Origin of the sequence: Methylobacterium fujisawaense, from assembly GCF_039619325.1 — a bacterium.
Taxonomy (GTDB): Bacteria; Pseudomonadota; Alphaproteobacteria; order Rhizobiales; family Beijerinckiaceae; genus Methylobacterium; species Methylobacterium fujisawaense.
This window is the reverse complement of sequence record NZ_CP155000.1, coordinates 3,162,924-3,186,932: the sequence shown is the minus strand read 5'-3', so window position 1 is coordinate 3,186,932 and position 24,009 is coordinate 3,162,924. Positions and strand designations below refer to the sequence as shown.

Below are 24,009 nucleotides of genomic sequence, written 5' to 3'. Positions count from 1 at the left end.
TCCGGCCCGTCAGGCCGGCTCCCCGCCGCTCGCCGCCCGGGCGCGCACCGGCAGGGAGGGGCGCTGCGCGGCGACGCGCTCTGCGCCCTGGCGCAGCTTCGCCTCCGGGCCGTGCAGCGGCTGATGGGCCTCGCCGCGCCCGCGCTCGGCGAGGGGCCGGTCGAGGATCGCGGCGATCAGGTCCCGGGAGGCTGGCCGGCTCACGGTGCGGAACAGCCGGACGAGGTCGGCCACCCGCTCGGCCGAGCGCGCGACACCCTGGTTGAGGGTCAGGAAGATGTAGACCGCCTCCTCCTCGTGCAGGCCGGCGGCCCGCAAACCCAGGGTCAGGAGGTCGTAGCGGGCGCCGGCGTCGGCGACCACGGTCAGGAAATCGCGCGGCAGGCCGAGGCCGTCGGCCAGGGCCGCCATGAAGGCCGGCACGTCGCGGGCGGCGGACAGGCCGGTCAGGGTCTCGCCGAGGCCGCGGGGCGCCGGCGGGCAGGGGCGCAGGGCGGCGGTCGCCTCGACGGCCCGGCCGATCACCGTGCGGCGGATCGGATCGGCGTGCAGGTACAGGGGCACGAGGTCGGCGGCCGAGACGTCGGGCCGGACCAGGAGGAGCCGGGCGAGGTCGGGGGCGCCGCGGCCGCGGTTCACGAGCCGCGCCAGGGCTGCCCCCCGCAGGGTGTGGCCGAGATTGGCGGCCAGCGCGCGGTCGATCTCGGGGCGGCCCTCGCGGGAGAGCTCGTCCACCGCCTCGCGGCTCAACCCGGCCCGGGCGGCGATGCGGGCGGCGATGTCCGATCCCTCGGCCAGGGCCGCCTCGATCAGGCCATGGCTCAGGGTCGGGGCCAGTTCCACCACCGCGTCGCGGGCCTCGCCGCCGCGCAGCGCGAGCGCCTCCAGCACCGCCGGCGGCGTCTCGGGGCAGGGGGCCAGCTTGCGGGCCACCACCCGGGCGGTCTCCTCATCCACCGTGGGGATGAGGCCGCAGGCGAGCGATTCGAAGATCTCGATCTCGGTCCTGTCCCGGGCCGCCGCCCGGACGAACAGGTCGGTCTGAACCCGGAGGATCACCGGCTTCAGATCGAGATTCTCGATGCGTGAGAGTTCGAGGAGCCCGGACAGGTCCGGCGGAGCATCGACGGATGGGGGCATGGAGGATCGGTTACGCAAGACTGCAGTAAGGTCACGCTAACCGCATCGACGTGAATCGACCTTTAAACCGCCTCCGCCGCGACCGTGCCGTCCTGCATCATGGTGGCCCGCGCGCGGCCCCGCTTCGGCCTCAGCGCGTCAGCCAGAGAACGAGGCCGAGCCCCACGGCCGCCGCGACGATGATGCCGACATAGAGCGGCAGGACCCAAGGCTGCCGCTGGTGCACGTAGCCCTTCGCCGCCCGCTCCGAGGGGGCCCGCTCGTTCTGCCGGGCGATCCGGACCTCCTGGGGCGTCGGCGGCGTCCCGCCGGCCTCCTCGCAGGTCCCGAGCGGGGCCGCGCCGATATCCATGTGCGGGGTCTTGTCGGCGGTGCGGCCGCTGTCGATGTCGCCCTTGAGCTGCGCGGCGGTCGGCGCGTCGGAATCCGGTGGCGGATCGCAGGGCAGGTTCGCAGGGGGCGGCGGGGTCTCGGATCGCAGCGTCATCGGGGGGACTCCAGTCTCCGGTCACAACGCCCGATGGGCCCGGTCGGCTGCGGCCAGGATGTCGCGGCTTTCAGGCCTCTCCGGCGCCGCGCTTCAGCAGCGGCCGCGCGAGCATTTGCCCCGCATCGGTGAAGCCGGCCGCCCTGCAGAAGGCGCGCAGGGCCTCCTGGTCCGGCGCCGCGGCCAGGAGCAGCCGGTCGCAGCCCGCCTGTCGCGCGGCCCGGCCGGCCGCCTTCAGCAGAACCCGGCCGATGCCCCGGCGGCGGGATTCGATCGCGACCGCGAAGCTGGTGATCAGGCCGAAGGGCCGCGGCGCCTCGAGGGTCCGGACGGGGGACACGGTGATGAGGCCGCTCGGCGGTCCCCATTCCACGGCGACGAGGGCGGTGCCGCCGTCCTGTTGCAGAGCGTCGAGCCGGGTCGCGAGGTCCGCGGCGCCGACCGCGATCCCCGCCTCACCCAACAGGGCCGCGAGCCCGGTGGCGTCGGAACTCGCGGCAGCGCGGATCTCCAGCCCGTAGCGAGTGCCCAAATTCCGCTCCTGATCGGCCGGCCCGGACGTGCAACGCGGCGCATCGCGATCCGTCCCCCGCGGGCGCAGCCCGCACGGGCCGCGTCGAGGCCGGTGCCGTCGCGGCCCTCGGCCTCGTCCTTCGACGGGATCTGGAGAGCGTCTTCACGAAGGCGAACGAGCGCCGGACCGGGCTTCAGCGGGGTCACCCGTAGTGTTCGCGGGAGTGTTCGCAGGGCGGAACACGCACGGGCTTTGGCGCTTTGCTTCCCCGTTCAAGTTCGGGGAGCGCGCAGCATGGCGGGTCGGGTGACGGATCAATCCACCGACGACGCGGCCGGCAAGGCGCATCCGGAGACCGAGCGGCCGGTGCCGCGACCCGGGACGGCCGAAGAGGCCGAAGCGGTCGAGCGGCACAGGGCCGAGACGGACGTCGCCGCGGGCGACGTGGCCGACGATCTCGCCGACTTCGCATGATCCGGCCGGCACGCGGGCTGCGGGCCGGCCGGGATCCAGGGGCCCGGCGGAGGGGCCGGGCTCAGGCCGTTTCTTTGGCCTTGCGGGGGCGGCTCACGCGCTTGGGCTTCTCGGCCACCTCCGCGACGGGCTCCGGAGCCGGCGCCGGCGCCGGCGCAGCGGACTTGCGGCGCTGCTGGCCGAGGCCGAGGCTGCGGGCGAGTTCCGAACGCTGGGCCGAGTAGCTCGCGGCCGTCGACGGGTAGTCGCGCGGCAGGCCGAAGCGCTCGCGATACTGCTCGATCGTCAGGCCGTTGCGCGACAGATGGCGCTTCAGCGTCTTGTACGGCTTGCCGTCGATGAACGAGATCAGCGCGTCCGGCGTCACCGACTTGCGGATCTGGGCCGGCGTCGGCTTGTCGGCCGTCTCGGTCACGGTCGCCGCGGGGGCCGAAAGCTTCGTCAGCGCGGCGTGAACGCCGGCGAGCAGACCGGGCAACTCGCTGATGGGCACCGAATTGTTCGAGACATACGCCGAGACGATGTCCGACGCCTGCTCGATAAAGGTCTGCTGCTGCTCAGTGGCGGTGTCGTCCATCGATGATTCCCTCTATCCGACCGTGGTGAGACGGTTCTAACGTCTGTGCAGCAAAATCAAGTCGTCGTCGAGCATTTCCCTACACAATGCCCCGGTCATGAACACGCATATTGTTGAAGCCGTGGGTCGAGCTGAAATCGTTGGTCGAGCAAACCGACATGCCGGAGGCGAGGTTGGATGTGGCCGCGGCCTGCGGACGGGCGCCGATTATGCCTTCTGTCGGGATCTAGCGGCGGGCTTCCTCTGCGAAGATCCGTTTCGGGTCTGATGAGACGCCCGGAACTTCACGCGGCGGCCCGCCGCGATGTCCCGTCAGCGCGTCGACGCGGGATGAACGTTTCGGCCGGACTGTCACGTGATCTGCGCGGGGCCGGTCCTGGCCTCGGGCGCATCTGGGCCATAAGCGTCCGGGTGAGACGGGATCCGGGGCGATCGACGTGGACCAGCAATCGGAACCGGGCACCGTCTTCGGCGCCACCATCCCGTTCGTGGATCATTGCGGCATCGAGGCCCTCGACGTGCGCGCCGGCCGGACGCGCCTGCGCTTGGCCCTGCGGCCGGAGCATGCCAACAATCTCGGCATCGCCCATGGCGGCGCGCTCTGCACGTTGCTCGACGTCGCCCTCGGGACGGCGGCCCGGCTGCAGGCGGGGCGCCCCGTGGTGACCCTCGACATGCAGACCCGCTTCCTTGCCCCCGGGCGCGGTGTTCTGATCGCCGAGGGGCGGGTGACCCGGGCGGGGCGGTCGGTGATCTTCTGCGAGGCCGAGATCCGGGATGCGGCGGGGGATCTGGTGGCGACGGCCACGGGGTTGCTCAAGCCCGTCGGCGAGCGGCCGGGACCGGCGTAGGCCGCCCGCGCCGCCGCGGCGGGTTGCGGCTCCGGACGCCTGCGCGGTCGCGTCGGGCCGCGCCCGCATTGACGTGCGCCCGGCACGGTGGAAAAGCCTGTGTCATGACGATGCCGGATGACGCGCGCGCAGCCTTGGCTGCGCCTCCCTCAGAGGCCGACGTGGCGGCCATGAAGTCCGAGGCCGCGGCGTGGTTCGAGACGCTGCGCGATCGCATCCTCGCGGCCTTGGAGGCCATCGAGGCGGAGGCGACGGGCCCGTTCCATCCCGATGCGCCCGAGGGCCCCGGAACCTTCGAGAAGACCCCGTGGAACCGGACCGACCATACCGGCTGGCCCGGCGGCGGTGGCGTCATGGCGATGCTGCGCGGCCGCGTCTTCGAGAAGGCGGGGGTGCACATCTCGACGGTGCATGGCGAGTTCGCGCCGGAATTCCGGGCCCAGATGCCCGGCGCCGCCGAGGATCCGCGCTTCTTCGCCACCGGCATCTCGCTGATCGCCCATCCGTGGAATCCGCATGTGCCGACGGTGCACATGAACACCCGGTTCGTCGCGACGACGCGGGCGTGGTTCGGCGGCGGGGCCGATCTGACGCCGGTGCTCGACCGGCGCCGCACTCAGGACGATCCGGACAGCCGCCATTTCCACGCCTGCCTGGCGCGGGCCTGCGCGGCGCACGGCATCGATCACGCCCGCTACAAGGCGTGGTGCGACGAGTATTTCCACCTCAAGCATCGGAACGAGCCGCGCGGCATCGGCGGGATCTTCTACGATTATCTCTGGAGCGGCGATCCGCAGGCCGACCTCGCCTATACCCGCGACGTCGGACAGGCCTTCCTGGAGGCCTATCCGAAGATCGTGCGCGACAACGTCACCACGCCCTGGACCGAGGCGGACCGCCACGAGCAGCAGGTGCGGCGCGGCCGCTACGTCGAGTTCAACCTGCTCTACGACCGGGGCACGATCTTCGGCCTGAAGACCGGCGGCAACGTCGCCTCGATCCTCTCCTCGATGCCGCCGACCGTGCGCTGGCCGTGAGTGCGGGGCTGCCGGCCGCCTACGCCCCGCAGCAGGACGCGGCGCTGAAGGCGATCGCCGCGTGGCGGCGGGACGGGGGATCCCAGGTGTTCCGGCTGTTCGGCTATGCCGGCACCGGCAAGACCACGCTCGCCCGCCGGATCGCCGAGGATGTCGACGGCACGGTGGTCTACGGGGCCTTCACCGGCAAGGCGGCCTCGGTGATGCGCCAGAAGGGCTGCTACGACGCCGCTACGATCCACTCGCTGATCTACCGCACCAAGGAGGCGGAGGAGGGCGGACCGACCTTCACGCTGAACCGCTCGGGGCCGGCCGCCAAGGCGGATCTGATCATCATCGACGAGTGCTCGATGGTGGATTCCGACCTCGGCAACGATCTTCTGTCGTTCGAGCGGCCGGTGCTGGTCCTGGGCGATCCGGCGCAGCTGCCGCCGGTGCGCGGCGGCGGCTTCTTCACCGAGGCGGAGCCCGACGTGATGCTCACCGAGGTGCATCGGCAGGCCAAGGATGACCCGATCGTCCGGATGGCGATGACGATCCGCGAGGGCGGCCGGCTGGAACTCGGCAGCTATGGGCAGAGCCGGGTCGTGTCGCGCCGCACCCTGGATCCGGCCGAGGTGCTCGAATGCGACCAAGTGCTGGTCGGCCTCAACAAGACGCGCCGCCTCTACAATGCCCGGCTCCGGGAACTCGCCGGCCACACGGATCCGATGCCGGCGATCGGCGAGAAGCTGGTCTGCCTGCGCAACGATCGGGTGAAGGGCCTGCTCAACGGCTCGACCTGGACGGTCCAGGCGCTGCGCGCACCGCCGCGGCCGGATCTGATCCGGCTCGACGTGGTGCCGGAGGACGACCCGGCCCTGCGCCGGAAGCCCACCGACATCAAGGTGCTGCGGGCGATGATCGCCGGCTCGGACGAGGAGATCCCGCTGTTCCTGCGGCGCGAGACGGACGAATTCACCTACGGCTACGCGCTGACGGTGCACAAGGCTCAGGGATCGCAATGGGACCGGGTGACGTTGTTCGACGAATCCTACGCGTTCCGCGAGCACCGGGCGCGCTGGCTCTACACCGGCCTGACCCGCGCCGCGCAGGCGATCACGGTGGTGGTCTGATCCGGCGCAGTCGGGCTACGTCGCGCTTGTGAAGCTGCGCCGCGCGTGCTAGGCACCGCCGGTCTCATCGAGGCACCTTGCGGAGAGGTGGCAGAGCGGTTGAATGCACCGCACTCGAAATGCGGCATGCCTGCAAGGGCATCGGGGGTTCGAATCCCCCCCTCTCCGCCAAGCACCCTTCTAAGTGCCTGATCTTCCAGAAGTCGTTGCACGGTAAGGCTTTCTTGATCCGCCTGTTGTACACACAGGTGGTACACAGTACCTCTTCCAATGCCCCGACCCTTCAAGCATCAGTCCGGCGTTTACTACATGCGCCGCCGCGTGCCGGCCGACCTGGTGAAGCTCGTCGGCAAGACTGAAGTGAAGGTCTCTCTCCGGACGAAGGAGCCGGCCGAGGCCAAGGAACGCCACTACGACGAGATCGTAAAGCTGGACGAGTGCTGGGCGAACCTCCGCAAGGGCCAGCAGGCCCTGACGGAGGTGCAGATCCAGGCCTTGGCGGGCGAGATCTACCGCGCCAAGGTCGCGGAGCATTCGGACGATCCAGGCTCGTCTGACACTTGGCGTCGCCTCGCCGAGGCCGACCGCCGCCTACGGGACATCCAGCAGCGGCTGGGACGCAAGCCCTCGGCGCTGCGGCTCGCGACGGGCTGGTCGGAGGCCGAGACCCTCATCAGGGCGCGTCACGGCGAGGCCGTCGACGAACTCCTCGCGAAGAAGGGGATGACCGTCACGGAGGCGGACCGCCGCCGGATCACCTTCGCCGCGGCCAGGGCGACCCAGGAGGCGCACGAGAGCCTTCTGAAGAACGCCCAGGGCGACTACTCGCCCGACGCCAACGCCGGCCGCTTCCCGCCGCCGACGTCGGCCGCGGGGCCGGTCCGGCTCGCGCCGATATGGAGGGAGTACCAGCTCCAGAGCGAGCTCAAGCCCGCGACCGTGAAGCTCTCGGAGCCGATCCTCCGGAAGTTCGTCGCGTTCGTCGGCGTCGACGACCTCCGCCGCATCACGCAGGCCGACGTCATCAGGTGGCGCGACAGGATGCTGGCCGAGGGGTCGGGGGTGAGCCCGCTGACGGTCCGTGACGTCTACCTGGCCGCCCCGAAGGCTTTACTTGGATTCGCGTCCGACTTGGCCAGGATCGGCGCCAATCCTGCCGCCGGCGTCACCGTCAGGGTCGGCAAGAAGAGGAAGAAGGGCCGCAGGCTCGGGTTCGACCTGGAGGAGGCCAACCTGATCCTGTCGGCGTCGCTGGCGCCCCAGAACCACCTCTCCTCCCAAGAGCTCAAGGATGCCCGGCGCTGGGTGCCCTGGCTGTGCGCCTATTCCGGCGCGCGGGTGAACGAGATCACGCAGCTCCGTGGGCAGGACGTGTCCCGCAGCGAGGGTGTCTGGATCATGAAGGTCACCCCCGACGCAGGCACCGTGAAGACTTCCGAGGAGCGGAAGGTGCCCCTGCACGACCACCTCATCGAGCAGGGCTTCCTGGATTTCGCGCGCGCCAAGGGACCCGGCCCGCTCTTCTACAGGGTGAACCCCAAGCGGCCCGCCTCGGCCGCCAACCCTCCCTACGTCAAGGTCGGCGGGAAGCTCGCCGAATGGGTGCGTGCCATCGGCGTGATCAACCCGAGCCTACAGCCGAACCATGGCTGGAGGCATCGGTTCAAGACCGTCGGACGAGGCGTCGGCATCGATTCCGCCAAGCTCGATTTCATCCAGGGCCATGCCCCGCGTACGGAGGGCGAGGAGTACGGTGGCTTTTTGCCCACTGCCCTCAAGCCGGAGATCGACAAGATCCCCCGCTATGACGTCGTCCCGGCCGCGGCCCTCGACCGTCGGAGGAAGGGGGCCGGCAAGGGCGTGGCAAGCGGGGACGCGTCCGGAGACGGAGGCCCTCCAGATACGTAGGCGACGTCCGAGCGAGGTCGTTTCCTGTACGTAGGAGGTTGCCCATGATCTTTGGCGCGGGCGCATGTCGGCATTCTCGCGCGTCTCGCCCGTCCGATATCGCGACATCGGCACGTGGGGCCTGACATGACGCATCGGGGGCGAACGATGGACGGGGAGGGCATGCTGCCGGAAGATCGGGCCGGCCCGTTGTCGGAGGAGGCCAGGGAGGCGGTCTATCGCCGGCTGACGCGCCTGATGCTGTCGTGCTCGGACTTCTCGCAAGCGATGAGCGCGGCCACGTTCCTCTTGCAGGAATTCGAACAGGACACCGCTTACGGCCTGCCGGCCTGGCGGAAGTTCCGCTGCTACGAGACGACCCTCATAGTGGCCTATGCGAGGCCATTCTCGCGATCCGAGGGCGGGGTGCCGACGCTGGGTTTCAAGACCATCGACGTCAAGCTGACCGACGCCGAGCGAGCCTTGCACGAGAGGGTGATCGACTTTCGAAACAAGCTCTACGGCCACTCCGACGCCGACGCTGTCGAGATGCGGGTTCTCTGCCTGCACGAGATCTTCAAACACAACGGCGCCGAGATGAACCTGATCGTACCCAGGTTCGACGAGACAACGCGGATGTCGTGGGACGAGATTTTGCGTCCGTCTGAGTTGTCGAGCAAGCTTTACGAGAAAACATTCAAGAAGGCGCAGGAGCTCGGCGGTCAATTCAAGGACCGTTTCCGCGTCTTCGAGATGGACATGTCGAGGGGCATGGATGGACAGTAGTGGCGCACGGTCACCCATGGCCCCGTGCGCGGCAGCGGCTTGTCAGGACGTCGAAAGGCATTCCCCGATCTCGGATGCGGGCGCCACCTGCAGTGCGGCGATCGCCACGGGAAGGACCGGATCAGGCAGGCTTGCGGGTATCGCCGGAGTGCCGGCGGTGCGCCTCACCTTCCGCTTGGACGGCCAGGCGAAGGGCTCCCGCTGCATCCCCGCGAGCGACTCGATGCCGAGAAGCGAGCGGCGGCCGTCGATGTCTGCAGTCTTGCGCTCGTCGTAGTAGATGCCGAGGTAGTCACGGATCAATCGCTCCACGGCGGCGTCGAGCGCGGCGAAAGTCGTCTCGTCATTGCAGAAGCGGTAGTGCCGGCCCCAGCCCTGGATGGTCCCATCGACCCGTCGCAGGGTGCCCAGAAGGGATTGGGTCTTCGGGAGCGGCGTGCCCCTACGGAACGCCCGGAACGCGGCCGAGCCGTTGCCGAGCGTCTCGCCCAGGGACGTGATGAACTTCTGTTGGGACTTGGCGGACGGGCGGATGAGGCCGTTCCTCAGGTCGATGCCGAGGAACTCGAAACCGTCGGCGACGCCCCTGGGCTCCGCGTGCGTCTTCTCCGGCGAGAGGCTCATCCCCAGGTCGGCGAGCAGGCGCTTCGCCAGCCGCATGCGGGCGCCGGCCGCCCTTCGCGTGGGCGCGAGGACGATGAAGTCATCGATGTAGCGAATGCAGCGGCAGTCGCCCTCGTTCATGATCCGGTCGAAGTCGCTGAGGATCACGTTTCCCAAGAGGGGCGACAGCGAGTTTCCCTGCGCGACGCCGATGTCGTGGATCGGAAATTTCTCCGCCCGCTCTCGTAGCTCGGCCATGTTGCTGAGCTCCACCCTGACGGCGTCCTGCAGCAGGGACATGAACGCGTCGTCCCGCACCACCCCCGCGATGATGTCGGTCACCGTCGTCTTCGAGATCCGCGTGAAGAAACCGCTGATGTCGGCGCAGGAGACGTAGGTCGCCCCGTCGCCGATGGCCGACAGCACCTCCCGGATGGCGGCCGGCACGGCCGCGAGATCCTGGCCGTCCGCCTTCCGTATGCCACCGAAGCTGTTCGGGTTGCGGAAGTGGGGCTTGAGCTCCTCGACGTCGGTGAGCACCCCGAGGATCGACCTCTGGACGATCCGGGCCTCGACCGTCGCGAGCACGATGGGACGGAAGCTCGCACTGTCCTTTTTGTCGCCCTTCGGGATGGGCACCGCCCTGGCCGGCGGGAAGCGGAAGGTGTCGCGGCGCAGCCGGTCACTCAGGGACCGCAGCTTAGAGGACGCGTTTTCGCGGAATCCCTCGATCTCCGAGCGGACGGTCTCGGATTTGGAGAAGCGTCCGTTGTCCTCGATGACCCGCCAAGCGCGTTCGAGGCTTGCGCCCCTTCGGACCTCCTTGAGGAGCGCAGACCCGGCCATCCATCCGACCTCTAGTCTCAGGGCCCTGTTGTTTCACCCATACCCGTCCGACCAGGCTCCGCCCTCACCGGAGGTACCTTTCGGCCCGATCCGGACGGATGCGGTTGCGGCTGCCGCCACGACCGTTCCGCCGCTCCGCCACTGCGGGCCACCGGGCGAGCCGGTCCCCGTCGCGACGAGAGCGAAAGAGATCCCCGTGAGGAATGCCGTCAGGCCGCCTCGACGTGGCCGCGCCGCCTTTAGGCTGGCACGTTTTTGCTTGTCGCGCTGCGCATCATCTCCGACCTCTCCGCACCGTACCGTTTTTGGCCGGCGCGCAAGGGGCCGATGCCCACGCGACGCCGCCCCGCCCGCGAAATAAATTCGTCCAGCCGCCCAACAGGTCCCTTCCAGAGATAAGGTTGCGGCTGGTCTTTGATCGGACGAGACGGGTTTGCCCTCACCGGAGGTACCTTTCGGCCCGATCCGGACGGATGCGGTTGCGGCTGCCGCCACGACCGTTCCGCCGCTCCGCCACTGCGGGCCACCGGGCGAGCCGGTCCCCGTCGCGACGAGACGAAATTGCAAGACGGATATCAGAGCTTAGCAGCACGCTGAAGGCAAGGCCCCAACCTCAGATGCCCACAGCCGGCAAGCGCTCGGACCTGAGCTCGTCGTCCCTTAGGGAATGGCGCCGTCGCAAACTTTGGAACGTCCGGGAGGAGCTGCCGCTGCATCAGTCGCGCGAGGAGGGCGGGTAACCGTCCGCTTCGGTTTCGGGCAAAAATCAGAAGTCGGACTGGTCACATTGGCTTGGGACGGTCCAGAGCGTGGCCCGGCGGGGCGCCTTCCTCGACGCCTATCTCGCCGAATGGCGGAGGGGCCATTTCCTCACTCTAGGGATCCTCAGGAGCGGCCAGTCAGGAAGTAGTACCCGCGCGGCGGGCACGAGGCGCCGCCAGCGCAAGAGGCATAAATGAGCTGTCCGGCAACGACGCACCCATCCCTCGAACCTCGCGATCAAGAGCACCAGCATCAGCACCGCTCTGAAGCTTTGAACGGTGCATTCCGTCAGCTTTGATGGCGGAACCTGTGATACGATTTCGGACACCAAAGTTCCGTATCGCAGAAGCCGAGAGTGATCCGGGTCGCCGCTTAGAAGCGGCGGCCTCATTTTTTTTACGGGCATTGAGCCGAGGTGGCCTTCGGGTCGGCTGGCGGCATCAAGCGGCATCGTCCTCTGGGCGCCGCCGTCGATAGCGGGCCGTCCCTTCCTTCGCGAAGAGCTTCTTGAACTTGATCCGCTGGTCCATCACGCCCCGGATCAGGTCCACACCCCATTCCCCGGGATAGTCCTCGGCTTCCTTGACGAACTCATGCCCGATCCGGGGCACGATGTCGGCCAGGTGCATCGCCTCAGTTGCCGGGAGGATCTCCCAGATCTCCTGGGCCACCGTCCGCCAGAAGGCGCGCGATCTCACTAACGACAGGTGCTCCCTCACCCGGTCGAGCTCGGTCGCGTACCAGGAGGGCATCGTTCAGGGCGCTGGGGCTGACCTTCCTGCGCCGCGCCATCGGATGGGATGACCCTGTCGCGTGAGCGCGCCCGCGGCCTCGCCGTTGTCGAGGCCGCGGGCGCGAGTAAGGGCGCCAGACAGAGCCGTTGGGTCGCTCTCAGCTACCGATAGATGGCGGGGATCCGGCCAAACGGTGGAGCGGTCGACATCCAGTGTCCGCGCCCTCGGGATCTCACGTAGCAGCGTCTATCGCGCGTTTCAGGCGGCGGCATCACCAGGAACGCTGGCGCCGTCCCCGTCCCTCGAAGGACGGCTGGTTCATTTCGCGACCCTCGTGTGAGTAGTCGATCGGGCTCCAAAAGCCGTCCGGCCCCGCACCGCGCGGCTGCACGGGCGCATACCCACCGTCCCAGTTGCGAGGCCTCACGTCAGCTATCAGCCTGGAACCATTGTCGTAGCGGTACATCTCGCTGCGGTTGCCATTGGCAGGGCGCCGCACGGCGCTCAGGTCAGTCGCGATATCGATGGGGGCCTTCTTCTTGGAACCAACGCTCGGCGCGCGCTTCACAGTCACGAGCTTTGCATCGAAGTAGTCACGATAGTCCCCATAAGACTCGACCGCCATCGCGCCGACCGTCGATCCCAGAAATAGGGCGACTGCGAGCAACGTCTTCATCGTCTTACACCTTCTGCCTGTACGCTGGCATCTAGCAGATCCGATTTTACGTCGGCCTGCCGAACTGTGTAGAATTATAGACGGTCCTACAGGGATTTCGGTGACGGGCAGCACAAACCGGGGTGCTGCTCACAGCGCGCAAGGGGCCCGGATCGCCAGCTCCCACGATGCTTCTCGTTTTGCTTCGACCGGCCGTTCCGTTTCCGACCGAGGCTGTGTCAAAACTCGGATGTGCTGGGAAACCGTAGAACAAACGTCTCCGCAGCGGCCGGGAGGGATCTCCGGCGCGACTGACTGATGGCAACACGAGGTCCCTTAGCCCGATGTCACCCTGCTTCGAGAGAACGTTTTTCTACGAGGGCCGATAGCGTTCGGGTTTTGACACAGCCTCGACCCATGACGGTCGCTTCGACCGCCATCAACGGCTTCCCAAAGCGGCCACTCGTCTGCCGCTCAGTAAATTCGGCTCAGGGTGAGCACCCGCAATGGATCGCGTTGCGCTCAGAAGCAGGCACATGCCGCTCGTTGTCTTGAGGCTGGTCAGGGAACAGAAGTGAGCTTCGCAACCGCCTGAACCAACTCCGCTTCGACGAAGGGCTTCTCCAATCGTGGCTGGCCCCCGTAAAGAGAGCCTAGCGAGACTTGAACGTCCCCTGTGGCGAACAGATACGGCACGCCGAGCGCGCTAAGTCGGTCCGCGATCGGGAAGGACGTTCCTCTCTTGTCAGGCGACACGGCAAACTGACCCCCTGACGCCATGAGGATCTGACCCCCTCGATGAGCGAGGAGGTCGAGATGATCAGGAACGAGGCTCAGGCTCTGACGCGGATGGACGATCCGTGGAGGGCCGAGATGAAGACGCCGGACGACGTGTCGGCGATGATGCGGCTGCAGGCGCTCGGCTGGGGCGCGAAGCGGATCGCAGCCGAGCTTGGCTGTTCGAAGAACACGGTGAAGCAGTGGCTGCGACGGGGGGATTGGCGCCCCTGCGCGACGCCCTCGCGCTCGAAGCAGCTCGACGGCTTGGCGGACTGGCTGGTCGAACGCTTCCGGCAGCATGCGGGCAACGCCGACGTCGTGCGCCAGGATCTGGCGACCGAGAAGGGCATCCACGTCAGCCTGCGCACGGTGGAGCGGGCGGTCGCGCCGTTGCGGCGGGATCTGGTGATCGCCGCGCGGGCGAGCGTGCGGTTCGAGACGCGGCCGGGCGAGCAGATGCAAATCGACTTTGGCGAACGGCGCGTCGAGATCGGCGGCGTGCCGACTCGGGTCTCCCTGTTCGTAGCGACGCTCGGCTACTCGCGCCGCCTGCACGTGCGTGCCTTCGGCCACGAACGGCAGGAGGACTGGTTCGCCGGGCTGGAGAGCGCTTTCCGGGCTTTCGGCGGCGTGCCACACGAGGTGTTGCTCGACAACGCTCGCGCCCTGGTCTTGCACCACGACCCTGTGAGCCGCGAGGTCGTCCTGCACCCGCGCCTGCACGCCTTCTCCCGCCACTGGGGCTTCCGGGTGCGGGCCTGCGCCCCGTACCGGGCGCGCACGAAGGGCAAGGACGAGCGCGGCGTCGGCTACGTCAAGAACAATGCCGTGGCCGGCCGCCGCTTCGCGAGCTTCGCAGCCCTGGAGGCGCATCTCGATGCCTGGACGCGGGACGTCGCCGACCGGCGCGTGCACGGCACGACCGGCGAGGCGCCGGGCGAGCGGTTCGCCCGCGACGAGGCTCGGGCGCTACGGCCGCTCGCGGGCGTGCCGCCGTTTTCCGCCGCGCGCGATCTCGTGCGCCGGGTCGGAGCGGACTGCGCGGTTGCGGTCGACGGCAACGCTTACTCGGTACCCTGGCGGCTGATCGGTGAGCGGGTGCGGGTCACCGTGAGCGGAGCGGTGGTGCGCGTCCACCACGGCGGACGGGAGGTCGCCGCGCATGCCGAACTGAAGGGACGTCACGGCCGTGCGGTCGACGACGCTCATCTGGCCGGGCTCGTGGGTAGCCGTGAGCGACCGGCTCATCGGCGCGACCCGCCTCCTCTCGTGGCGACGCCGGAACTGCTGCGTCCGCTCGCCGAGTACGAGGCTGTCGCCGGGGGAGGCTTCTGATGAGCGAGGAACACGATCACCTCACCGTACTGCTCGACCGCCTGAAGCTGACGGCCATGCGTGACCAACTCGACAGCCTGATCGACGAGGCCGGCCGGGGCGAACTGACGATCCGCGAGGCGCTGACGCTGTTCTGCGAGCGGGAGATCGCCCGGCGCGATCAGCGGCGCATCGACATGGCCTTCGGGCTGGCCCGCTTCCCGTTCGTGCGCGACCTGACCGGCTTCGACTTCGGCGCACAGCCCTCGTTGGACAAGGCGCAGATCCGCGAGATCGCCACCGGCCGCTTCATCGCCAACGGTGAGGCGGTGCTGCTCCTCGGACCACCCGGGGTGGGCAAGACGCATCTGGCGGTGGCGATCGGGCGTGCGGCGATCGTGGCCGGCTACGGCGTGTTGTTCACCCCAGCCACGACGCTCGTGGCGCAGTTGGCCAAGGCGCACGCCGAGGGGCGGCTGGAGGAGCGGCTGACGCACTATGCCAAGCCGAAGCTGCTGATCATCGATGAGCTCGGCTACCTGCCGTTCGAGCCGGATGCCGCGCACCTGTTCTTCCAGCTCGTCAGTCGCCGCTACGAGCGCGGCGCGATGCTGGTGACCTCGAACCGGGCGGTGGGCGAGTGGGGCAGCGTGTTCGGGGACGCGGTGGTGGCCACCGCCATCCTCGACCGGCTGCTGCACCATAGCCACGTCGTCACCATCCGCGGTGACAGCTACCGCCTGCGCGAGAAGCGTCGCAGCGGACTTCTACAGAGGGCCGCTATCGTCCCCAACCCCACGCCCGTCTAGGCGAGGAAACCGGCATGGGGGTCAGATCCTCGTGACGCGAAGGGGTCAGTTCCGGTTGTCGCTTGAAATCTCTCGCCGAGGTTGATGTCGAGCACCGCCGCGTCGATATAGCCTTCCTCAATCAAGCCGAGGGCTCGCTCTACGCTCGGCACCGGCCCGACAACCGTAGCTCCAGCTGCCATCAGCCAGCGCTTCACATCCATAGCGATAAGGTACTCGTCCTCGACGACGAGGATGCGCCGGTGGGAGAGCGGTCGGGCGGCGTTGGACACTGGTGCTCCGGGACACGTGACGCGTGGGCTAGGCTCGTCACTCATGGACAGTCCTGCCTTGCGCCAGATCAGGAGACCGGCATCTCGATCCGGCAGCGGACGCCATCCGCGCCAAGCGCGTAATCGACCGTGGCTTCCAGTGCGTAGGCCAGCGCATCCTGGATCAGCTCCGTGCCGTAGCCGCGCCGTGTGACCTGATCGGTCTCGATGGCGACGCCGCTCTCGATCCAGCTAAGCTCCAAGCGGCGATGCTCGCGTCGGTCGCATATCACCTGCCAGGTTACGCAGAGATGGCCAGCGCCGTCGCGCAGCGCGCCATACTTGAGGGCGTTGGTCGCCAGTTCGTGCAGCGCGAGGGCGAAATTTTGCACCTGCCGGGCGGTCAGGAAGACCTCCGGTCCTGAGATCGTCGCGCGCTGAGATCCGCTTTCCCCATGTGCGGCCAACTCGGCCCGGACCAGCGCACCGACCTCGACCTGATCGCTGCCGGATTGGCTGAGCAGTCCCTGGGCGCGGCTGAGCGCTTGCAGCCGCACCTCAAAGGCTTCGACCGACCCGCCTCGCCCCACCGTGCGGTACGCTATGGACCTGATGACGGCGAGGAGGTTGCGCGCCCGATGCTGAAGCTCGTTGACCAGAACTTCCTGGCGCGCCAGCAGCTTGTGGCGGTCGGTGACGTCGATGTTCATGCCCGACCATTTGCGGATTGATCCGTCCGCATTCGTGATCGGCACGGCGCGGACGTTCGACCACCGCCACGACGTGGTCGGGGCATGCCACAGGCGGTACTCGTGATCGACCGCGGTTCGCGATGCTACGGCCCGCTGCCACTTCGCCGCGGTGAGATCCCGATCATCGGAGTGAACAGCGTTGAGCCAGCCGAGACCGAGCCAAGCGTCCAGGCTCTGGCTGGTGAACGCGCGCCAACCCGGACTATCGACCTCGATGAGCCCATCAGCCGACGCTTCCCAGCTGAACTGACCGAACCCTTCGACCAGACCGCGGAACCGCTCCTCGCTTTCGCGCAGCGCTGCCTCGGCCCCCTTGCGGGCTTCGACGTCGATGTTCAAGCCGACCCATTTCTCGATCGTTCCGTCGGCCCTGGGTACTGGGGCGGCACGGATGTTGGTCCAGCGCCACCCGCCATCAGGAGCGCGAAGGCGGAACTCGGCATCGACGAGCCCATGCGCTGCAATGGCCTCACACCAATGCCGTTCGGCAGAAGCCCGGTCGTCAGGATGGATGGCGTCCAGCCAACCGTAGCCGAGCCACGCCTCTAACGTCTGGCCGGTATAGGTACGCCAACTCGGGCTGTCGGTAGTAACGACGCCTGCAGCATCGGTCTCCCACACCGCCTGCGCCCAGCTCCCAATCAACAGGCGATGGCGCGCCTCGCTCTCGCGTATGGCCGCCTGTGCCTTGAAGCGGTCAGTCACCTCGAATAGCGTCTGGAGCGAACCTGCGATCCCGCCGATCTCGTCGCGAACCGGTGACCAGTCGGTGTCGAAGACGCGCTCCTCTAGCCGACCATCCCGCCCTTCAAGCGGGACCATGAAGTCGGTGAGCCGTGTCGCTCGCCCGGCCTGAGCATGGTCCACCAGCGGCGCGATCACGGTGTCATAAGCGTCCGGCCAACCTTCTGCGACAGGTCGACCGAGGAGTGCGGGATGCCGGTCTCTGGCGATGGGGATGTAGGCATCGTTGTAGATCTGAACGTGTTGTGGCCCCCAGAGGATCGTCGCAGGGCTCGGCATCGCCAACACGAGATCCACGACGGTGCGCAACGACTGTGGCCAGCACTCGATCGGTCCAAGCGGCGTCGAGGCCCACTCGAGCGTGCGGATGAGCCTCGCCATCTCGCTGCCTCTGTAGGGCCAATCCGTCATTGCTTCGGGCTCCTGGCGTGATCTCTCATGCCGGCAACTGTACCGCCCCACGGCAGGTTCGCCAGTTTGCCGGCCTGTTTCGGCCGCTGGAAGTGCCCCTTCGTCGTCGACACGCCGTCGGGCTGCTTACAGGGGTGAGCAGGCTCGCGGCCGATGTCCGCTTCTACGGCCCCCCATCCTGAAGCGGATTGGCGGAAAGCCACCCGACCCAGTCGTTCAGAGGCTCTCGCTCAAGCGACTGGGTCTGGCCGTAAACGGCCGGTCTGCTTCGGAGCAATATCGCCGCAAAAGCGGACGGCCTCCTATCGACCCATCTCGGTCACGCGGACCGCCGTCGGCGCTTCTCCAAAGCGGCCGTTCGTCATCTCGGCGGCAACTCCGGCTCGGGGTGGTTCCTGCTCGTCTGCTTCCGAACGACGGCTGCATTCGATATGACATAGCCCCAGCCACTTCTTGCGACCGACCACATCGAGATAGCGTCGGCGGGATAGGGTTCAGCACCGCCGCGCCAAGCAATCGTGGGACGTTGTCCTTGCCGAACTACAACTACGTCGTGGACGGATCCTCCAGGTAGGCGTCCACAGCAGCGTTCTGCTCGTCGGCGCCGATCGTCTTCGACCTGAAAAGCGATCCAATCGTTTGCTCGTCAGCCATGCCCCCGAATAGCCGTCACCGGCTGCTGGGATCTAGATGTGCGGTCCCACTGTCTGGCGGCCCAACTGACGGATCGCTCCGACGTCATACTGGCTCAACCGGAGTGATCTACCGACCGCACCTCCGAAATTTTGCTCCAGAAAGATCGCGGACCTCACTCCCTTCGCCCTCGGCCCCTTCTCCGAATACGATAGCTCCCGTCTTTCCAAAACCTGGCACTGTCAGCACAAATGCATACAGGCCATTCGGTACTCTACTCACCAAAATCCAGCTATTGCGACCCGATGCGTGGGCTCCTTCGCCATATGTATAACTAAAATCAACGCCGCTATACACATAGCGATTGCCATGACTTTCAATAATCACATGGTTTGCATCGATTTTGATGACTGGATCATTCAGGCTTTCGCATCTTTTAGCCCAAGTCCCAATATAATATTTAGGAATTTTCCTATTATCTTGCGCTTTGAGTGGCATCGGCAGTATCATTATAGTCATCGTTAGAATGACAGAGCCAATATGACGTGATACTATGTTATTAAAAGACATGCGCCTCACATTTATACCTTGTTGGCCTCTAACCTGATACTACACGCACGACGAGACTTGCTGTTTCTTTCATGAATTATGAATGTCGGTTAGTTAAGTGGAGTTTCGCTCAATAGGCTAGCGAAAAGGTTTTGCGGCCCGTCGGGTTGATCCGTGAATCGCTAGATTTCCAGATCTTGGACACGAAGGTCACGTTCTTCGTCGAGAACTTGATGCTCGATGGGTCCTGTCCGACGCTGATAAGTTGTCGCTTCACGCCCCAACCGGTTTCAACTTCTTCGGTAAGGATAGCAGCGCTTTGAACTGCGTTGCCGGTGGCGTCGGGGAGATATGTTACGAACACCAGCGCATGCTTGTTGTCGGGCGAGCGGAATATCTGGAAGGTAGTGTCTTCGGTGATCTTGCAGTCGATCGGGTCACCATTTGGATTCACGCACCCGAACGCCTTGTCCCCTTTGAACATAAACTGTGCGATGCCTAGGTGTCCGTCTTTCGATGCTGCGGACGCTGCTAGCGGCATCGAGACCGCGATTAGGGTGAGTACGATACGGAGCATCAGTCAGGCCCATCAATTGATAGCTAGACCTTATCTTAGACAACCTAACGGAGGGCTGACCAACTTCGTTGGCGACGCCTCTATTCGCCGTCAGGATTTCGTGCGGTCTCGATAAGAGATCACTTACCCTGATCATTCGCGTCGCGTCTCGCTCATGCGCTCGGGCCCCCGTCTAAGCTATCGGGCGGGCTAAGAAGCTCTTCCAACCGATGAAACGGACAACTTCCCCTTTCCCGAACAGGGAAGATGTGATGTCAGGCTTGATTTCGATGGGTGCTGAATCAATTTTGACGGTGCAGGGTGAGGCGATGCTGCAAAATGACGAGGTGGCCGCGATGTTGCAGATGCGTCAACCGGCCCTACGCGGTGGTCTGAGTTCGAGATTATTGCACGGTCAGGATCAAGGGTCATACGAGAGTAAGCGCGCCGACCATTTCCGCTATTTTGCATTGTCGCCCGGAAGCGGACGGGCAGAAAACCACCCGTCCGTGTCGTAGGCCCCCCTCATCGAGAGGCCTGCAAGCGGACGTTGCCATCGTCTGCAACGGGTCGGGAGCAGGCAAAGAGACGGCGTCCGATTCCGTGCTTCGTCGTCCGAGAGCGGACGGGCAGAAACTCACCGTACGCGGTCATTCCGCTGGCGACCCATATCGGTCGCTAACGCTGCCTTCGTTCAGCCCCGTAAGCAGACATTGGGCACGTCGGGGGCGCCCATCGCACAAATGCAGTCCCAATTGTTGGTGCCAAATTTAGATTGGTGGTTAGGTCTCTATAATCCCGCCGCGCGAGGCAGATTGCCTAAAATTTTGTGGATGCGCTCGGCGGTTGACTAACACATAGGTGGCGAAACTAAATCCGGCTCCGACAAAGAGAGCGGCAGCATCGAATGCTACGAACGCCGCATCGCTATCGTACGTTCTTGCGACAAGGTTGTACCCGATAGTGATGCAGTCTACGGCCGGGATAGCAAAAAATGCGGCGGCGGCCATTGCCACCCCAACAATCCAGGCTCGGCGGGCGTCGGCGAGCAGGCCTACGAGGGCCATTGACAGCCATCCGGCGAAAAAAAACCGCACTTCGACTTCGGAGCGTCCGGGCATCGCGACTGGAAACAGGCGATTGGCCAGGAAGTAGCACGCCACCGCGATCGGCAGCCCAGCCACGGTGCCGACGTTGAGCGCGTGGACGAGCCGGTGGCCCAACGGTATCGGCGAGGCGGCAGCCTTTTTGGGTAGTCGTGCCACCGACCACAGCACGAGACCCGTGGCCACCATGGCGCAGCCTGATAAGCCCGACAGGAAGAACAGGGCTCGTAGCGCCGGGCCGGCAAAATGCGCCTCGTGCAGGCCCACCATCGTGGTGAAGGTCGCGGTCGCCGGCCCCAAGTCACCTGCGCGGATCTCGACGATCTGACCGGTGGGACCGTTGAAGGCGATCTGCGGATTCTGGTGCGATAGGCCGTAAGGCTCCTCGAACACGGCCACAACAGTGGAGTTCGCGTCCCTCGGGTTGACGATCGTGAGCCGCTCCAGCGGCTGCGCGATCTTGCTGATGGCTGTTACGACCATCGGGCCGACGGGGGCTAGCTCGCCGGCTGAGCCCGTCGGCGGGCGCGGAGCGGTAATCTGGCCCGACTCGACGTAATACCGCTGAGTGTCGCCCCGGTAAGCGGCGTTCAAGCCCCACGGCATGTACATGACCGATAAGGTGATAAGCCCCGTGTATGTGATCATAAGGTGGAATGGCAGGGCAAGAACACCCGTGACGTTGTGGGCGTCGAGCCAGCCACGCTGATCGGCGCGCCGCCGAAACGTAAAGAAATCGACGAAGATGCGCCGGTGCGTGATGACGCCCGAGATCAGTGCGACCAGCATGATCATCGCGCAGATGCCGACGATCCAGCGCCCCCAAAGCGGTGGGAGGCTTAGTTCGAAGTGGAAGCGGTAGAGGAAGTCTCCGCCCCGCGTCTCCCGCACCGCAGCCAGCGCACCGGTATCTGGATCGAGCAGGATGTGGCCCGGAGGACGCCCGGGACCCGTTCGCCAGAACAGCTCCAGCACCGGCATTTCGGGCCGCGGCAGCGTGATGAACCACGTCCGCGCACCTCGCGCATGCGCCTGCAGATAAGCGACACCACGATCGGCCGCCGCCGCCAGCTCCGCCGGACCGAATGTCCGGCCGTACCGGAGTTCAGGCCTCATCCACTGCGAGATCTCGGTCCGATAATAGCTCGCCGTGCCAGTCACGAAGACGGCGAACAGGATCCAGCCGACGACGAGGCCAGACCAAGTGTGCAGCCAGGCCATCGACTGCCGGAAGGTCTTGCCCATAGCGCGAACCTCACCAGCGATAGCGTAGGGTCGCATAGACCGTGCGCGGCAGGCCGTAGTAGCAACCTGAATAGGTGAAGCAGCCGGTGACGTAGCGCTCGTCGAGCAGGTTCTGCACGTTGATCTGCGCCGTCAGTCCGGTCAGCCGCGGATCGAAGTGCTTCATGTCGTAGGAGACGACGGCGTCGATCAGCACGCTCTCCGGCACTTGGAAGGTGTTGGCCGGGTCGCCCCAGGACGGTCCGAGATAGCGTACGCCGCCGCCGAGGCCGAGGCCGAACAGTGGGCCCTCGGTGAAGCGGTAGTCGACGAACAGCGAGGCGGTCGTGTCGGGAACCTGCACCGGTCGCAGGCCCTGGAGCGGCACTTGCCGGCGGGTAAGGTCGTTCGCGGTGAAACCGGTGTCGCGGACGTTGCGGATGTCGAGGAGAGAGAAGCCACCGATCAGGCTAAGACCTTCAGCGATGGTCGCCCGCGCCTCGAACTCGACGCCTTGCACCCCGACCTCTCCGGTCTGCACGACAAAACCGGGATTGTTTGGATCGGTGGTGGTCGCATTCGAGCGCCGGATGTCGAAGAAGGCGGTCGTCAGCAGGATGTCAGTGCCGGGGGGTTGGTACTTGATACCTGCTTCGTACTGATTGCTGGAGATCGGGTCTGGAATGCGGCCGGCGGTCCCAAAGGACCGGTCGAAGATGCGCCCGGTGACGATCGGTTCGAACGCCTCGCTGTAGGATACATACGGGGCTACACCGCTGTCGAAGAGGTAGAGCAGGCTGGCGCGTCCGGTGAAGGCTTCAGCCGGCACGTCCTGGATGGCTAGGCTGTTCGTTGGGGAGAAGGTGCGGGTCGGACCGGTCTGACGCGCTGTGTCGTAGCGGCCGCCGAGCGTCAGGATGAAGCGGTCGACCTTCGCCTGATCCTGGAAGTACACGCCGGTCTGCTGCGCGTCGATCCGCGACGTCGATGTGAATGCCGGGAACCGGATTGGCAGGTTATGATCGGGGGCAAGCGCGTTCAAGCTCGTCGTTGCCGGGAACGGGCCGGTGACCGACCGTGTGCTGAAAGTCCGGTGATCGACGCCGAGCAGCGCCGTGTGGGCGATCGGGCCGGTGTCGAAGTTGGCGATGAAGTTGTTGTCCATCGTGTAGGCTTCGATGTCGACCTGGGTGCCGCCGATCGATCGGCCGATGAGTGGCCCGCTCGTGTATGGGCCGTTGACGTCGCCGAAGGTCGTGAACACGCTGCGGTAGTCGCCCTCCGAGCGCAGGTAGCGGCCGGCCGAGTGGAAGCGTAGGTTCTCGGAAATACGGTGGTCGAACAGGTACTCGATGGAGGCTTGGGTGCGATCGGAGCGCTCGATGTTGCGATCGCCGTCGTAGAAGTTCACCGGCAGCCGGCCGAAGACGCCGCTGCCGAAGTTGCGTGGGAATACCGTGCCGACGGCCGGGAAACCGCCGTAGAAGCCCGAGAACGGATCGCGCTGGTAGTTGGCGAGGATTGTGAGCGACGTGTCGGTGGAGGGCCGCCACGTGAGGCTCGGGTTGATGAAGGCGCGTTCGACCTTCGTGGTCACGGCTGGCCCATCGCCGTTCCACCCGAGGCCGATGACCCGGTAGGCGAACTGGTCGGCAAGTCCCGGGATGTCGGACTCGATTGGTCCACCGACGTCGAAACCACCGCGCACCTCGCTGAAGCCGCCGCCCTGGACGAAAATCTCGCCGTGGCGAACGAACTGCGGCACCTTCGAGACGAGGTTGACGAGGCCACCTGGGCCAGACTGCCCGTAGAGCACCGAGGCCGGCCCCTTGATGATGTCGACCCGCTCCAGCCGGTAGGGATCGACGGTGGGGAAGGCGTCGCGGCTGGTTGGTAGCGCCATATTGTCCAGGAAAATCGGGGCGGAGAAGCCGCGGATGAAGAACTGCTCCAGGCGGGTCGAGCCGGCACCGCCCCGCTGCTCGGTGGTGACGCTCGGGGTGTAGCGCAGCGCCTGATTGATGGTCAGCGCGTTCTGATCCTCGATCTGCTGTCGCCCGATGACCGACACCGACTGCGCCGTCTCCAGAATGGGCGTGTCGGTCTTCGTGCCGACCGTGCTGCGACTTGCGACGTAACCCGGGACTGGGCCAGTCGGACCGCCGCGTCCATACAGATTGCCGTTCAAGGTGCGCCCGCTTGATTCTCCCATCACGCTGAGTTCAGAGAGCTCAACATCGGAAGCCGGTAATTGCTGTGCGGCGGCAGTGCCTATCCAGCACAGTGCGCAAGTCGTTGATAGCAAGGATCCGAATGAGCAACGCTTTATGTGAAGCGCACGCCCGGACGTGAAGCGGCCGGGCCCTAAATGACGCATTGTAAAGACTCTAAAGTGCACGGATCGACACATCG

General features: G+C 66.2%; 22 protein-coding genes and 1 tRNA gene. 10 read left to right on the top strand and 13 right to left on the bottom strand.

Features of this window, described 5'->3' with window-relative positions:
• Positions 1–9: 9 nt before the first annotated feature.
• From ABC766_RS15175 to ABC766_RS15165, 3 genes are all read right to left on the bottom strand, one after another.
• Complete coding sequence (locus ABC766_RS15175; protein WP_345822596.1) at positions 10–1,140, bottom strand: DUF2336 domain-containing protein; 1,131 nt, start codon at positions 1,138–1,140, stop codon at positions 10–12.
• Between the two features lie 130 nt (positions 1,141–1,270).
• Positions 1,271–1,627, bottom strand: coding sequence for a hypothetical protein (locus tag ABC766_RS15170; RefSeq protein ID WP_043355404.1), 357 nt, complete (start codon positions 1,625–1,627; stop codon positions 1,271–1,273).
• Between the two features lie 70 nt (positions 1,628–1,697).
• Positions 1,698–2,159: a GNAT family N-acetyltransferase gene (locus tag ABC766_RS15165; protein WP_342142287.1), complete on the bottom strand. Its 462-nt coding sequence runs from the start codon at positions 2,157–2,159 to the stop codon at positions 1,698–1,700.
• A gap of 276 nt (positions 2,160–2,435) precedes the next feature.
• Between ABC766_RS15165 and ABC766_RS15160 the strand changes: the two genes are divergently transcribed.
• Positions 2,436–2,615: a hypothetical protein gene (locus ABC766_RS15160; RefSeq protein WP_043355407.1), complete on the top strand. Its 180-nt coding sequence runs from the start codon at positions 2,436–2,438 to the stop codon at positions 2,613–2,615.
• A gap of 61 nt (positions 2,616–2,676) precedes the next feature.
• Here ABC766_RS15160 and ABC766_RS15155 read toward each other — a convergent pair whose 3' ends face one another.
• The gene (locus tag ABC766_RS15155) at positions 2,677–3,192 is read right to left on the bottom strand and encodes a MucR family transcriptional regulator (RefSeq protein ID WP_043355409.1); all 516 of its coding nucleotides are present in this window, start codon (positions 3,190–3,192) and stop codon (positions 2,677–2,679) included.
• 437 nt (positions 3,193–3,629) lie between these two features.
• Here ABC766_RS15155 and ABC766_RS15150 point away from each other — a divergent pair, with 437 nt between their 5' ends.
• The 6 genes from ABC766_RS15150 (at position 3,630) to ABC766_RS15125 (ending at position 8,868) form a co-directional block, all read left to right on the top strand.
• Positions 3,630–4,043, top strand: coding sequence for a hotdog fold thioesterase (locus ABC766_RS15150; RefSeq protein ID WP_053609299.1), 414 nt, complete (start codon positions 3,630–3,632; stop codon positions 4,041–4,043).
• A gap of 104 nt (positions 4,044–4,147) precedes the next feature.
• Complete coding sequence (gene hemF, locus ABC766_RS15145; protein WP_345822595.1) at positions 4,148–5,080, top strand: oxygen-dependent coproporphyrinogen oxidase; 933 nt, start codon at positions 4,148–4,150, stop codon at positions 5,078–5,080.
• Positions 5,077–6,195, top strand: coding sequence for an ATP-dependent DNA helicase (locus ABC766_RS15140; RefSeq protein ID WP_342142289.1), 1,119 nt, complete (start codon positions 5,077–5,079; stop codon positions 6,193–6,195). Before hemF ends, ABC766_RS15140 begins: the two co-directional genes overlap by 4 nt.
• An 81-nt stretch (positions 6,196–6,276) precedes the next feature.
• Positions 6,277–6,366: transfer RNA gene (locus ABC766_RS15135), tRNA-Ser, on the top strand.
• Between the two features lie 99 nt (positions 6,367–6,465).
• Positions 6,466–8,103 carry a DUF6538 domain-containing protein gene (locus ABC766_RS15130; RefSeq protein WP_345822594.1) on the top strand — a complete coding sequence of 546 codons (1,638 nt, stop codon included), beginning with the start codon at positions 6,466–6,468 and terminating at the stop codon, positions 8,101–8,103.
• Between the two features lie 162 nt (positions 8,104–8,265).
• A complete protein-coding gene (locus ABC766_RS15125; RefSeq protein WP_342142306.1) occupies positions 8,266–8,868 on the top strand; it encodes a hypothetical protein in 603 nt (200 codons plus the stop codon).
• A 42-nt stretch (positions 8,869–8,910) separates the two neighbouring features.
• Here ABC766_RS15125 and ABC766_RS15120 read toward each other — a convergent pair whose 3' ends face one another.
• The 3 genes from ABC766_RS15120 to ABC766_RS15110 form a co-directional block, all read right to left on the bottom strand.
• A complete protein-coding gene (locus tag ABC766_RS15120) occupies positions 8,911–10,317 on the bottom strand; it encodes a reverse transcriptase domain-containing protein (RefSeq protein ID WP_345822592.1) in 1,407 nt (468 codons plus the stop codon).
• 1,202 nt (positions 10,318–11,519) lie between these two features.
• Positions 11,520–11,777 (bottom strand): hypothetical protein, encoded by a 258-nt coding sequence (locus ABC766_RS15115; RefSeq protein WP_342142308.1) that lies wholly within the window; start codon positions 11,775–11,777, stop codon positions 11,520–11,522.
• A 307-nt stretch (positions 11,778–12,084) separates the two neighbouring features.
• Positions 12,085–12,489 carry a hypothetical protein gene (locus ABC766_RS15110; protein WP_342142309.1) on the bottom strand — a complete coding sequence of 135 codons (405 nt, stop codon included), beginning with the start codon at positions 12,487–12,489 and terminating at the stop codon, positions 12,085–12,087.
• A 795-nt stretch (positions 12,490–13,284) separates the two neighbouring features.
• Here ABC766_RS15110 and istA point away from each other — a divergent pair.
• Both istA and istB read left to right on the top strand, forming a co-directional pair.
• Positions 13,285–14,583, top strand: coding sequence for an IS21 family transposase (istA, locus tag ABC766_RS15105; RefSeq protein WP_427902312.1), 1,299 nt, complete (start codon positions 13,285–13,287; stop codon positions 14,581–14,583).
• Complete coding sequence (gene istB, locus ABC766_RS15100; protein ID WP_127991182.1) at positions 14,583–15,371, top strand: IS21-like element helper ATPase IstB; 789 nt, start codon at positions 14,583–14,585, stop codon at positions 15,369–15,371. Before istA ends, istB begins: the two co-directional genes overlap by 1 nt.
• Here istB and ABC766_RS15095 read toward each other — a convergent pair.
• The 4 genes from ABC766_RS15095 to ABC766_RS15080 form a co-directional block, all read right to left on the bottom strand.
• Entirely contained in the window at positions 15,368–15,643 is a 276-nt protein-coding gene (locus tag ABC766_RS15095; RefSeq protein WP_345822590.1) for a hypothetical protein, read from the bottom strand. The genes istB and ABC766_RS15095 overlap by 4 nt on opposite strands.
• Positions 15,644–15,711: 68 nt before the next feature.
• Positions 15,712–17,499 (bottom strand): sensor histidine kinase, encoded by a 1,788-nt coding sequence (locus ABC766_RS15090; protein WP_345822588.1) that lies wholly within the window; start codon positions 17,497–17,499, stop codon positions 15,712–15,714.
• 792 nt (positions 17,500–18,291) lie between these two features.
• Positions 18,292–18,660, bottom strand: coding sequence for a hypothetical protein (locus ABC766_RS15085; RefSeq protein ID WP_345822587.1), 369 nt, complete (start codon positions 18,658–18,660; stop codon positions 18,292–18,294).
• Positions 18,661–18,841: 181 nt separating this feature from the next.
• Positions 18,842–19,288: a hypothetical protein gene (locus tag ABC766_RS15080; RefSeq protein WP_342145323.1), complete on the bottom strand. Its 447-nt coding sequence runs from the start codon at positions 19,286–19,288 to the stop codon at positions 18,842–18,844.
• A 251-nt stretch (positions 19,289–19,539) separates the two neighbouring features.
• Here ABC766_RS15080 and ABC766_RS15075 point away from each other — a divergent pair, with 251 nt between their 5' ends.
• Entirely contained in the window at positions 19,540–19,785 is a 246-nt protein-coding gene (locus tag ABC766_RS15075; protein WP_345822586.1) for a hypothetical protein, read from the top strand.
• 264 nt (positions 19,786–20,049) lie between these two features.
• Here the strand turns inward: ABC766_RS15075 and ABC766_RS15070 are convergent, their stop codons facing one another.
• Entirely contained in the window at positions 20,050–21,618 is a 1,569-nt protein-coding gene (locus tag ABC766_RS15070) for a PepSY-associated TM helix domain-containing protein (protein WP_345822585.1), read from the bottom strand.
• 10 nt (positions 21,619–21,628) lie between these two features.
• Positions 21,629–23,974 carry a TonB-dependent siderophore receptor gene (locus tag ABC766_RS15065; RefSeq protein WP_425287652.1) on the bottom strand — a complete coding sequence of 782 codons (2,346 nt, stop codon included), beginning with the start codon at positions 23,972–23,974 and terminating at the stop codon, positions 21,629–21,631.
• Between the last annotated feature and the right edge of the window lie 35 nt (positions 23,975–24,009).